Here is a 12,974-nt window from a genome sequence, read left to right on the forward strand (position 1 = left end):
TGAAAATGATTGCTTTTAATTTTTAAAGCGAATAAAATACTGTCTGGAGGTGAAATGTATGTTAACGCAGGAACGGCAAAAAGTGATTGAAGACTACGTTAATCAGCATGGCTTGTGTCGAGTGAGTGATCTTTGCTCAATGACTTCAACGTCCGAATCAACAATTAGGCGTGATCTTAACCAGATGGAAGAAAAAGGTCTGATTAAACGGGTACATGGTGGTGCGCAGTCAATCAAAAGCTTCACTCATGATGTGTCTCAACACATTCGTTTTTCTATGAATCATAATGATAAAAAGCTAATCGCTCAGTATGCTGTTAAAAACTATGTCCATAAAGATGATTATATTTTTATTGACGCAGGTACGACAACTTATGAAATGGTTCCTTTTATTGCCATGATTCCAGGAGTAACGATTGTCACAAATGGTTTAGAAACTGCACTTTGTGCCCTTAATCATGGAATTGAGACTATACTTTTAGGTGGTCGGATTAAAGAAAATACTCATGCTGTGGTGGGGCAAACAGCTCTAAAGCAATTGCAGCAAATGAACTTTTCTACCAGTTTCGTTGGCACCAATGGACTTGATTGCCAGGGGAACTTGACTACACCCGATACTGAAGAAGCAGCAATTAAGAAAATAGAGATTGCTCAGGCCGATCAGGCATACATTTTGACCGATACTTCTAAAATTGGTGAGCGCAGTTTTGCGACTTTTGCACAAGTAAAGGATGTAACAGTTCTTACTACTTCTTTAAGTGCAAAAGATAAAAAATTGTTGCCCGCTAAAATTAATTTGAAGGAGATTTGCTAATGATTTATACGGTTACCGTTAATCCTGCTTTAGATTATGTAATTCAATTAGAGCAGGTTAACCGTGGTGAAGTTAATCGTGCTGATAACTGCACGTTTCTGGCTGGCGGCAAGGGAATTAATGTTTCCCAAATTCTTAACCAGTTAGATATTGATAACACGGCTTGGGGTTTTGTTGGCGGCTTTACGGGAAAAGAGTTGGTACGTCAGCTAAACCAGCGCCGCATAGTTAATGATTTTGTCACTATTTCTGATGTGACTCGCGTGAACGTCAAAGTACATGCAGAAGAGGAGTCAGAGATTAATGCCGCTGGTCCTAATATTACAGATCAGGAAATAACTGCTTTTAAAGCACGCCTTAGCGATTTGCAAAAAGGTGACATTGTGGTTTTGAGTGGTTCCTTAGCACCAAGCTTGCCAGTTGATTTTTATAAAGAACTTTTGCCTATTATTAAAGAAGCAGGAGCAGAATTTGTAATTGACACTACTGGTCAGGCTTTGCTTGATACTTTGAGTTATAAACCGCTAGTAATTAAACCCAATCATCACGAACTAGCTGATTTATTCAAAACTACATTTAAGTCAGATCAGGAGATGCTTGAGTGTGCGCGCAAATTGCTTGACATGGGTGCACAAAATGTTATGGTCTCCATGGCTGGTAAAGGCGGCTACTTAATTACACCTAAGCACTTTTATCATGCCAAAGCAGCGGTTGGAACAGCCGTTAATTCGGTTGGAGCTGGAGATTCAATGACAGCTGGCTTTGTCGGTACTTATGTTAAAACGAAGGATCCGGCCGAAAGTTTCCGTATTGGTATGGCCTGTGGTGCTGCCACAGCTTTTACTAAAGATATTGCTGTTAAAAGTCAGATTGATGCGGTCTTGCCGCAAATTAATGTTGAAGAAATTTCGTAATTTGAGGAGAATTTAAAATGAAAATTAAAGATATTTTGGCTCCTGAATCCATGATTATGTCGCTTAAAGCGACTAATAAAGAAGATGCTGTTAAGGAAATGGCTGATTTGGAAGTCAAAACCGGCATCGTCAATGACGAAGATGAATTCATTAAGTCAATTTGGGCACGTGAAAATGAATCTACCACCGGTATTGGTGATGGAATTGCGATGCCCCATGCCCGTAACAAGACAATTAACAAGGCGCGCGTGCTTTTTGCTAAAAGTGAAAAGGGAATTGACTACAATTCGCTTGATGGTCAACCGGTTCATTTATTCTTTATGATTACTGCACCTGATGGCGCTGACAATACTCACCTTGAAGCCTTAGCTAAATTATCCGGTTTGTTAATTGATCCTGATCTGGTTAGTGCTCTTAAAAAAGCGCAAACTCCTGAAGAAGTTATCCAGCTTTTTGAAGATGCTGAAAAGCAAAAAGATCAAGACAAGCAAGCTGAAAAGGAGCAGGCTGCAAGTACAAATAAATCTAATAAGGAAGAAAAACCTTTGATTGTCGGCGTTACTGCATGTATTAACGGTATTGCCCACACTTATATGGCTCAAGAGGCTTTGATCAAGGCCGGTAAAAAGCGTGGCGTTGATGTGCGCATTGAAACCAACGGTTCAGAAGGTGTCAAGGATAAATTGACTGCCGATGAGATTAGCCGCGCTCAAGGTGTTGTTATTGCGTCGGACAAGAAAGTTGACATGCCTCGCTTTGATGGTAAGCCATTAATTTCTCGTCCAGTTGTTGACGGCATTAACAAGCCTGACGAATTGATTGACAACATTCTGGATTCTAAAGCCAGCGTTTACCATTCAAACGGTGAAAAGAGCAGTGACGATAGTGACAACTCTAAAGAAGGCGTTTGGGGTTCAATCTACAAAAACTTAATGAACGGTGTTTCCCACATGTTGCCATTTGTTATCGGTGGCGGTATTTTAATGGCAATCTCCTTTATTGTGGAAAACTATGCTGGTGGTCCAAAGTCCCCTGCATTCATTTTCTTAAATAATGCCGGTAACATGGCTTTTGCCTTCATGGTGCCAATTTTGTCAGGTTACATCGCTGAATCAATCGGTGACTTGCCTGCTTTAATGCCCGGTTTTGTCGGCGGCTTTATGGCCACAGTTTATAGTGGTGCCTACGGTGGTGCTTATGTTGCCAATGTGGTCACTAATGCCAAATCTCCTGCCGGTTTCTTAGGCGGTCTGGCTTCAGGATTTATTGCCGGATACTTGGTAGTCGGCTTAAAGAAATTGTTTGCCAAGTTGCCGAAGTCTCTTGAAGGGATGAAGCCAATGCTCATTTATCCAATTTTGAGTCTGCTCTTCATCGCCCTGATCATGTACTACATTGTTAACCCAATCTTTAGTGCCGTTAACTTTGCCATTACTAATTTCTTAAACCAAATGGGTACGGGCAACCTAGTAGTTTTGACAACTATTTTAGCTGCCATGATGTCAATTGATATGGGTGGACCTTTCAACAAGGCTGCTTACGTCTTTGCTTCCGGTGCTTTTGCCAATGATCCTCATTCAACTGTTGCAGCTGTGATGATGGCTGCCGTAATGGTTGGGGGCATGGTACCACCATTTGCGACCGCGATTGGTACGACTTTCTTTAAGAATAAATACACTCTGGATGAACGCCGGGCTGGTTTAACCAACTGGATTTTAGGCTTTTCATTCATTACTGAGGGTGCTATTCCGTTTGCTGCGGCAGATGCTGGACACGTTTTGCCTTCATGTATTATTGGTTCTGCTGTCGGTGGTGCTCTAGTCGGCTTATGGCGCATTGGCGTTCCTGCACCTCACGGTGGTCTCTGGGTATCTCCACTTGCTAACCACATTGTGCTTTACTTCGTTGCTACTATTATTGGCTCCATTGTTGCGGGTGTAATTTTAGGTCTGTGGAAAAAGCCCGTTGACCAACAAGAAGATAAATAATCAAGTTGAACTTTTATTAATATTAAAAAAATTGGCATCAAGCTACATAGGCAGCTTGGTGCTTTTTTGTACTCATAAGATATCCGCCTAAAGCAAGTTTATCTAGTTTATTTTGTGAATTTAAGGCGCAGATTTCACCATTTCAAGTATTATTTTGAGCAGTTGAATGCGATTACTATTGCGTAAGCTGAAAAAATTGTCATACTTATATGATATAAAAGGTAAATTCTAACTTAGTTTACGGATTGGAGAAAAACGTGTTCAATCTATTCATATTATTATCAGAACGCCTGGGTATTATTATGATTCTGGCGTTTCTCCTTGTTAACATGCGCTTTTTTAGAGATTTAATTGAAAAAAGAACCTTAAAATCGCAAATCTGGCTATTTATTATTTTTTCACTCTTCGTTGTCATTGCCAATCTCACTGGTGTAGAAATTTCGAGTTCTAAGGAAATTATTACTCCTTTGATTATTACCGGCTTACCCCAGTCTGACTCAATAGCAAATACCAGGATGTTAGTTATCACTACCGCCAGTCTGACTGCTGGACCCTATGTAGGACTTCTAGTTGGTTTAGTGGGTGGGCTACACCGTGTGATTTTTGGTGGCTTTTCGGATTATTTTTATATTGTCAGTTCAGTTCTAATCGGATATTTAATTGGCGTTTTAGGTGATAAGGTTAAGAAAAATAATTTGTACCCGTCAACTTTTTGGGTAGCAGTTTTATCTTTTTTAGCAGAACTAATTCAGATGGCCTTTATTTTTGCATTCCATGGTTTCGGCTTGATCAAATTAATTTTTGTACCCATGATATTGTTAAACACAATTGGCTCTTGCTTGTTCATTGAAATTTTAAAAACTTATTTATCAAATGAACGACAGTTACGTGCGGTTCAGACCAAAGATGTCCTCGAACTGGCCAATAAAACTTTGCCTTATTTTCGTCATGGCCTGGACTTTGATTCTGCTCAGCATGTTTGCAAAATCATTAAAAAATATACTAACTTTGATGCTGTGGGCTTAACTGATCGCGTTAATGTATTAGCTCATGTTGGTGCGGGTCAGGATCACCACATTGCTGGTGAGCCGGTAATAACTGATTTATCTAAAACAGTTATTGCTTCAGGACATGAAAAACTGGCTCATTCAAAAGAAGAAATTGGTTGTCCTCATCCGAATTGCCCATTAACATCCGCTATCGTTTGTCCACTGCAAGTAAACAAAAAAACGATTGGAGCACTAAAGTTGTACTTTTGTGCTGAACAAGAAATGACTGTGGTCGAAGAAAATCTGGTTCGCGGCTTGGCTATGATTTTTTCTGGACAACTGGCTATTGGTATTGCAGAACAGCAGACCAGCTTGGTAAATGAAGCAGAAATACGGGCATTACAAGTGCAAATTAATCCGCATTTTTTCTTTAATGCAATCAATACAATTGGAGCCTTAATGAGGGTTAACGTTAGCGAGGCTCATAGAGCTTTAATGCAGCTTAGTACCTTTTTTAGATTAAGCTTGAAAAATGGTCAGGCAAAAGAAATTACACTTAAGCAGGAAAAAACGTATGTTAGTGCTTATACTGGAATTGAAGAGTTGCGTTTTCCACATAAATTTACAATTAATTATCAAATTAGTGTGCCTGATAGTACGCTGCTGCCTTCATTTTGTTTACAAATTTTTGTGGAAAATGCTATCAAGCATGCTTTTAAAGGTAGAAAAACTGGGAACAAAATTGTCATTAATTTAAGTCAAAAAAATGATTACTTACAGATTTTAGTTAGTGATAATGGTGTAGGTATTAAACCGGAAATTTTAAAAAGGCTGGGTCAAGAACCAATAAGTGAATCTGGCGGTAGCGGTACAGCACTTTATAATTTGAATAAACGGCTGATAGGCCTATATGGCACTAATAGTCAATTGCATATCAAAACCGGTGAGAAGGGAACGACTTTTCAAACCGAGATACCACTAAAACAAGCTGAAAAAAATGATTTTGAAGGTTAAGAGGGAGCTAAAAATGAGAATTTTAGTAGTTGATGATGAACCATTAGCCCGCACTGAATTATCTTATTTGATCAAAAAAAGTTCAGTTTTAAATAAACAAAATATTAAACTCTATGAAGCAGAAGATATCAAAGAAGCACAGGGAACTTTGCTTAAATATAAAATTGACTTGCTATTCTTAGATATTTCACTTAATGAAGAAAATGGCTTTGAGTTGGCCGATGAATTGAAACAACTGAGTTATTCACCGATGATTGTATTTGCTACTGCGTACGACAACTATGCTGTGAAGGCTTTTGATGTTGGTGCACTGGACTATGTTCTGAAACCATTCGAACAAGAGAGGGTTGATCAGGCACTGCAAAAGGCTGTGAAAGTTTTAAACAGTCAAAATAACAATGCTGTGCAAGCGCAAAAAGCGGGCAGTGACGTTCTTAGTATTGAGCTTCAAGATCGCAACGTAGTTATTAAGAAACTGGAAGTAATAGCAGCAACGGTTAATAACGGTGTATTAACAATTGAAACAAATAATCAAAAATACGAAACACGCAAAACACTGGCCTGGCTTAAGGAACGATTAACGGATCCATGTTTTCTACAAGTACATAGAAATGCAATTGTAAATATTGAAGATATCAAGGAGGTTCAGCCCTGGTTTAATCATACATTGATGTTGATTATGAATAATGATTCCAGAGTTCAGGTAGGTCGATCTTACCGCAAAGAATTGAACCAAAAATTAGGTTTGTAAATAGTGTTCTAATTTGTTGTGACTTGTGAATTTGCTTTAGTGCAGTTCACAGGTCATTTTTTGCAATTCACGAGTTAATCGCTTACAAAAATCGTATTTGCTATTATCTTATTACTTGAAAGCAAGAAAGCTGAAAATGAGAAAGGAAATCAATCTTATGAAAAAAGAAAAAACAAAATCAGCTCCAATTTTAGTACAAATGTTTATTTATGCTGCAATTTTGTTTGTGGCACAAGTAATTTCTGATTTGATGCCAAAGTCTTTTCCCGTACCGACTCCAGTAATAGGATTAGTTTTGCTATATTTTTTATTAACCGTCCATGTAATTAAAGTTGAATGGGTTGATTCTTTTGGTAGCGCACTAATCTCACTAATTGGTTTTATGTTTGTTCCCTCTGGAATTTCATTAGCCGCAAATTTAAAGATTATGCGGGAACAGGGAATCCAACTGATTATAGTGGTAATAGCTTCTACAATCATTTTATTAGTTGTCACTGCTTATACAACTAAGTTCTTTAGTTGGGTTATAGGAAAAGTAACTAATAATCAACTAACTATTATTAATCACAAAAAAGTAGGGGATGTTAAATAATGCAATATATTGCGAATCCATTATTTGGAGTTTTCCTGTCATTAATTGTATTTTTAACCGGGCAATGGCTGTTCAAAAAATCAAAAGGTTTTTTCCTTTTTCAACCACTCTTTGTAGCAATGGTTTTGGGAATAGCAATTCTAATTATCCTTGCTAAGTGCTTTGACGTTTCAACAGCTACTGTTTATGCTAAAGCTTATAAACCAGGTGGCGACATTATTTTCTGGTTCATCACCCCAGCTACAATTGCTTTCGCAGTACCATTGTATAAGCGTAATGATGTTGTAAAGAAAAACTGGCTGGTAATTCTTTTAGGGCTGGTTTTCGGTACGCTAATTTCAATGGCCTTAATAACACTTGTTGCTAAAGCAGTTGGTTTAAATACTGTCGGAATAAAGTCAATGCTAAGTCAGTCTGCTACTACTGCAGTGGCAATGCCAATAACAAAAGCTATCGGGGGAAATGCTTCAGTTACTGCTATGGCATGCATACTCAATGCTGTAGTAATTTATGCCTTAGGTAAGCAATTAGTTAAGTGGTTTAACTTGAATAGTGACCCATTAGGAACTGGCTTGGGTTTAGGTTCTGCAGGACATACTATTGGCTCAGCTTTTGCTTTGGAAATGGGTTCTGTGCAAGGAGCTACTGCCGCAGTGGCAGTTGTGGCCACAGCTTTAGTAGATAATCTGTTAGTTCCAGTTTTTGCCCACTTAATTGGGTTGTAATTTATATTTTTAATAGTTGTTTGTTTACTTACTCTAAAAGCACACGAATGAATCGTGTGCTTTTTTGATTGCCATAAATTTATTTTTTAAAGCAATGAAACTGTAACAAAACTATAATAAGGCGTTGCTTTTAAAGCAATCCCTAATTAGTGTATAATGGTTATTAATTGTAAGTAACTTTTATTTTGTACTGCAATTAAAAAGTTGCCTTATTACTTAAAAACTACACTTAAATACGAAAAGGAATGACAACAATATTGAAATTTGTTAAATTTAGAAAGTTATTTGCTGCAGTTACCTTATTAGGCATAGTTCTTTTAACATTAGGTGCATGTTCACAAAAGTCACACAAAAGCAGTAAGATATCAATTATGACGACGACTAATGTCTATTCTGACATTGCCCAAAATATAGTTGGTAAATATGGCAAAGCAGAAGCAATTATTAAAAAATCAGCAATTGACCCTCACGATTTTCAACCTACTACTAACGATGCTAAGGTTCTATCTAACGCAGACATAGTAATAGAAAATGGCCTAGGTTACGACAGTTGGATGGATAAATTGGCCTCTTCAGTTGACAAAAAGCCGGTTCGCGTTGGTGAAGACCTGATGGGTTTAAAAAAAGGTGATAATCCGCATATTTGGTTTGATTTGACTATGCCCACCAAGTATGTTAATTACTTAGTTAAGAGCTTGTGCAAAAAGGATCCAAAGCATGCTCATTATTATAGAAAAAACGCGAAAAGATATTTAGCTGAAATTGCCCGTATTAAAAGGGCTTCTGCTAAATTAAGTCACCACGTTGAAAAGCCCGTTTATGTCAGTGAGCCAGTTTTTGACTATGCATTAAGTTCTGTCAATATTAAAGTCGCAAATGAAGATTTTGAGAAAGCTATCCAAAATAATACAGATCCGAGTCCAGCGGCTGTTCAAAAAATGACTGATGGTATTAAGAAACGGAAAATTGCATTTTTTGTGATCAATGAACAAACTTCAAGTTCTACAGTAGACACTTTTCTAAAGTTAGCTAAAAAGCAAAATATTCGTATCTTAAAAGTAAGAGAGACCATTCCGGATAATACTAATTATCTTGATTGGATGAATGATAGTTATCAGGATCTGGCTGAAGTGGTCCGAAAATGATTGTTATGAGGCGTTGAAAATGAAAAAATTAATTGCCGTTTTAGCTTTAGGAGCAAGTATTGCAACTGTCGCTGCTCCAGAGACGACGATGGTACAAGCAAGTACAATTAATGATACTGCTAAACAAAATAGTTTTGGCGGTGTAACTTATGCGGAACAAGTATTAGCGCAAGAGGGCATTAAATATAACGATTTTTCTGCTGCTAATCCGATTAATTATCGCAACGGCAAGCCTGAAGGCGTTGTTATTCACGAAACCGCTACACCCAATGCTACTGCACGTAATGAATGTATTTATTTTAACCGCGAATGGATGAATATTTATTCTTATGTTCATGCTTTTGTGGATAAAACAGGTGTCATTCAAATGACAAGCCCAGATTACGGCGTATGGGGTGCAGGTCCTGTTGCTAACAACCGTTTTGTTCAGGTAGAGCTATGTGAGGAAAACAATCTGGCTGATTTTGCCAAAGGCGTGAATAATGATGCTATTTATGTTGCACAAATTTTACACCAATATAATTTAGTACCTGACAACGCTGTTCATGATGGTAAAGGGACAATTTGGTCTCATCATGCTGTATCTACATTTTTGGGTGGTACTGATCATACAGACCCTGATGGTTACTTTGCCAAATGGGGTTATTCAATGGATGATTTCTTTGACCTGGTTAAATATTATTATGATCAAGGAACGCCAGCTAATAATGCTGCAGTAACTTCACCAGCACCTGCAGCACCCGCTAAAAAGCCTGCTGTCCTGCCTGAGCCGGTTGCTACCAAAGTCTTGATTCATAATGCACTGGTTTATGATGAAAATGGTGTGGCAACTGATTTATCAACTAAAAAGGCTGGCACTAAGTTAACGATTTATGGCAATCAAACTATTAAAAAACGAAAGTATTTGCAAATAGGCGTTAATCAATTTGTCGTTGCCAGCAACGTTGAGGGTAAATTGCGTCTGTTAAGTCACAATGCCTATATTTACGATGGCAAAGGCAAACGGGTTGGTACAAACAAGCTATATCGTGGCAATTATGTGCGCACATATGGCGGTCGCGTTAAGATTAAGGGTCGTAAATATTACCCAATTGATGTTAATCAATTTGTCAAAGTGGGCAATTTTAAGTAGATAATATAGGAAAAATACAAATTGTCTGATATTTTAGAAGTTAATAATCTCTCAATGAGATTTGATAAAAATAATGTTTTTGAGAACTTAAAGTTCAAGTTAAAAAGGGGCTCATTGACTGCACTGTTAGGTCCTAATGGCACGGGGAAAACTACTTTAATAAATATTCTAATGAAGATGTTGACTCCTAGCTCGGGATCTTTTAAATTTGCAGATGATGTTCGTCTGGGTTATGTGCCTCAGTTTCGCAATATAGATGCTGAATATCCATTATCAATTGAAGCTTTTGTAGGTTTGAATGCACCCATTATTAAAAACAGCCGAACTAAGGAAGCAATAAAAAAGCAGTTAGAGGAAACAAATTTATATCAAATTAAAAATACTCGTATGGGGGAAGCTTCAGGCGGTCAAAAACAAAGAGCATATTTAGCCCAAGCTTTGCTTGATAATCCTAATATGATTATTTTAGATGAAGCCACGGCAAGTCTTGACCCTATGGCTAAAGATGAGCTGATGAAGCTGATCAGACATTTGAATGAAAAGCATAAAATAACAGTTTTGTTTGTAACTCATGATATATCATTAGCTCACAAGTATATGCAAAACTATTTATATTTAAATCATGGTCAAATTGAACATGGTGAAATGTCCCAGTTTAAGGAGGCATATGAATAATGTTTGCATATGGTTTTATGCGAAATGCATTTTTAGCAAGTACCTTTATTGCGATAACTTGTGGTACTGTCGGCGTTTACGTAGTCGCACGTAATTTTAGTTTTTTAGCACACACGCTTTCCGAAATTGGCTTTGCAGGTGCTGCATTTGCTGTTTGGCTGGGAATTGGACCTTTGTGGGGAATGCTTTTATTCACTCTCTTGGGTTCTATTAGTGTTGGGGAATTGTCACTTCATAGTGAACAAAAGGAATCCTCAATTAGTGCTATTTCTGCTCTGTTTACTGGCTTAGGAGTGCTTTTTCTTGCCATTTCTGGGGCTAACAGCAACTATGCTACGAATATTTTATTTGGCAGTATTATTGGTGTCGATCATCAGGGCGTGATCCAGCTTATAGCTCTTTCTATAATTGTATTATTGATGATTTTTAGCATTCAGCGCTCATTAAATTTCGATTCATTTGACCATATTGGTGCGTTGGCACATGGAGTAAAAACTGGTGCTATCAGTGTTATTTTTTTGATTGCTCTGGCGATGTCGGTATCAATTGGTGCACAAATTGTGGGCTCACTTTTAGTTTTTATTTTGTTAACTCTGCCGCCAGCCACTGCAAACTATTTGGGTAAAACAATTCCTGCAATGATTGGCTGGTCCGTCTTTTTTGCCCTGATCGGCGTCTGGCTTGGTTTATATTTGGGCTATATTACGAATCTACCAGTAACTTTTTTTATAGCTGTTATTGAAGTTGCGGTCTATCTTGTTACATATTTCACTCATATTATTAAGCATAGCTTGTAGTAATTATTAACATAAAAATAACATTAATTATTGTTTTTACTTGACTTTGTGAAAAAACATACAGTGGGAATCCCGTTATTTAAACATTTATTTTAAAATTTCACTAACTTTTGTAAGCATTTACATGTATAATAGAAATTGGAAATATTAAATAAAGAAGGAGTCTTAAAAATGACATCATATTATAACGGTTTTCCCCAAAGTGATCGTGACGAAACATTAAAAATGATTAACCTCGATGAACTTGAGGAACGTGCAAAGAAGGTTATGCCAGAAGGAGCATACTACTATATTGCTTCAGGATCAGAAAACGAGTGGACTTGGCGTAATAACACCACTGCTTTCAATCACTTTCAGATTGTGCCTCGTGCTTTGACCAATATGGATAATCCTAAATTGGATACTGAATTTATGGGTATGAAATTGAAGACACCTGTAATGATTTCACCTATTGCCTGCCATGGTATCGCACACAAAGATGCAGAAATTGCTACTCAAAAGGGTGCAGCTGCAGCAGGTGCCTTGTTTGCATCAAGTACTTATGCTAATAAGAGTGTAGAAGAGATTGCAGCAGCAGCTCCAAATGCACCGCGTTTCTTCCAGCTTTACCTCAGTAAAGATTGGGGCTTCAACAAGATGGTCTTTGATGCAGTTAAAAAGGCTGGCTACAAGGGCATTTTCCTGACCGTAGACGCTTTGGTATCAGGCTTTCGTGAAGCTAACCTGAGAACTAAGTTTGCTTACCCTGTTCCACTAGACTTCTTTACTCGCTATCAAGGAGCAAAGGGTGAAGGCCAAACTGTAGCACAGATGTATGCTTCTTCAGCTCAAAAGATCGGCCCAGAAGATGTTAGACGCATTAAGGAAATGTCAGGCTTACCTGTATTTGTTAAAGGCGTTGTTTGTGCAGAAGATGCCTACTTAGCTATGGGTGCTGGCGCTGATGGTATTTATGTTACCAACCATGGTGGTCGTGAAGTTGACTGTGGTCCTGCAACAATTGATATGTTGCCAGAGATTGCTAAAGCTGTAAACCACCGTGTTCCGATTGTCTTTGACTCAGGCGTTCGTCGTGGTTCGCATGTCTTTAAGGCTTTGGCACTTGGTGCTGATATGGTTGGTGTTGGTCGTCCATACTTGTACGGTCTTGCTCTTGGTGGCGCTAAGGGTGTGCAATCTGTTATTGAACAATTGAACCAAGAATTGTTAATTGATATGCAATTGACTGGCTGCAAGACAATTGAAGACGTTAAACACGCCAAGATTACCCATATTAATTACACTGCTGATAACTTGAAGTCAAATACTGATCCTACTAGAGTTAAGCCATATCCTGTAACAGCTGAGAATCAATTAAAAGAAGATGACTCAGACGCTGTAACTGGTGCTTCCCAAGCATAATTAGCTTTTAATTTTAAGTAGTAAAAAGTGCTCTGCA

At 37.9% G+C, this 12,974-nt stretch carries 12 protein-coding genes; all 12 read left to right on the forward strand.

The annotated features are described in order from the left end of the window. Positions 1–58 precede the first annotated feature (58 nt). On the forward strand, positions 59–814 hold the full coding sequence (locus AAA926_RS06140; RefSeq protein WP_338212127.1) for a DeoR/GlpR family DNA-binding transcription regulator: 756 nt from the start codon (positions 59–61) through the stop codon (positions 812–814). After that, the gene (gene pfkB / locus AAA926_RS06145; protein WP_338212128.1) at positions 814–1,728 is read left to right on the forward strand and encodes a 1-phosphofructokinase; all 915 of its coding nucleotides are present in this window, start codon (positions 814–816) and stop codon (positions 1,726–1,728) included. Before AAA926_RS06140 ends, pfkB begins: the two co-directional genes overlap by 1 nt. A 17-nt stretch (positions 1,729–1,745) precedes the next feature. Continuing rightward, entirely contained in the window at positions 1,746–3,716 is a 1,971-nt protein-coding gene (locus tag AAA926_RS06150; RefSeq protein ID WP_338212129.1) for a PTS fructose transporter subunit IIABC, read from the forward strand. Between the two features lie 302 nt (positions 3,717–4,018). Continuing rightward, positions 4,019–5,719, forward strand: a complete 1,701-nt coding sequence (locus AAA926_RS06155; protein ID WP_338212259.1) for a LytS/YhcK type 5TM receptor domain-containing protein — start codon at positions 4,019–4,021, stop codon at positions 5,717–5,719. Positions 5,720–5,732: 13 nt separating this feature from the next. Further along, positions 5,733–6,470, forward strand: a complete 738-nt coding sequence (locus tag AAA926_RS06160; protein ID WP_338212130.1) for a LytTR family transcriptional regulator DNA-binding domain-containing protein — start codon at positions 5,733–5,735, stop codon at positions 6,468–6,470. A 157-nt stretch (positions 6,471–6,627) separates the two neighbouring features. Continuing rightward, positions 6,628–7,062: a CidA/LrgA family protein gene (locus AAA926_RS06165; protein WP_338212131.1), complete on the forward strand. Its 435-nt coding sequence runs from the start codon at positions 6,628–6,630 to the stop codon at positions 7,060–7,062. Then, positions 7,062–7,787 carry an LrgB family protein gene (locus AAA926_RS06170; protein WP_338212132.1) on the forward strand — a complete coding sequence of 242 codons (726 nt, stop codon included), beginning with the start codon at positions 7,062–7,064 and terminating at the stop codon, positions 7,785–7,787. The genes AAA926_RS06165 and AAA926_RS06170 overlap by 1 nt, the downstream gene beginning before the upstream one ends. 245 nt (positions 7,788–8,032) lie before the next feature. Then, on the forward strand, positions 8,033–8,932 hold the full coding sequence (locus AAA926_RS06175) for a metal ABC transporter solute-binding protein, Zn/Mn family (protein ID WP_370466796.1): 900 nt from the start codon (positions 8,033–8,035) through the stop codon (positions 8,930–8,932). A 13-nt stretch (positions 8,933–8,945) separates the two neighbouring features. Continuing rightward, entirely contained in the window at positions 8,946–10,064 is a 1,119-nt protein-coding gene (locus AAA926_RS06180; protein WP_370466797.1) for an SLAP domain-containing protein, read from the forward strand. A gap of 54 nt (positions 10,065–10,118) precedes the next feature. Further along, positions 10,119–10,739 carry an ATP-binding cassette domain-containing protein gene (locus AAA926_RS06185; RefSeq protein WP_338212260.1) on the forward strand — a complete coding sequence of 207 codons (621 nt, stop codon included), beginning with the start codon at positions 10,119–10,121 and terminating at the stop codon, positions 10,737–10,739. Then, complete coding sequence (locus AAA926_RS06190; RefSeq protein ID WP_046332611.1) at positions 10,739–11,536, forward strand: metal ABC transporter permease; 798 nt, start codon at positions 10,739–10,741, stop codon at positions 11,534–11,536. The genes AAA926_RS06185 and AAA926_RS06190 overlap by 1 nt, the downstream gene beginning before the upstream one ends. 171 nt (positions 11,537–11,707) lie before the next feature. Further along, the gene (locus tag AAA926_RS06195) at positions 11,708–12,937 is read left to right on the forward strand and encodes a lactate oxidase (RefSeq protein WP_045928621.1); all 1,230 of its coding nucleotides are present in this window, start codon (positions 11,708–11,710) and stop codon (positions 12,935–12,937) included. Positions 12,938–12,974: the final 37 nt, after the last annotated feature.

The sequence above is a fragment of the Lactobacillus juensis genome (assembly GCF_036246285.1).
Classification (GTDB): domain Bacteria; phylum Bacillota; class Bacilli; order Lactobacillales; family Lactobacillaceae; genus Lactobacillus; species Lactobacillus juensis.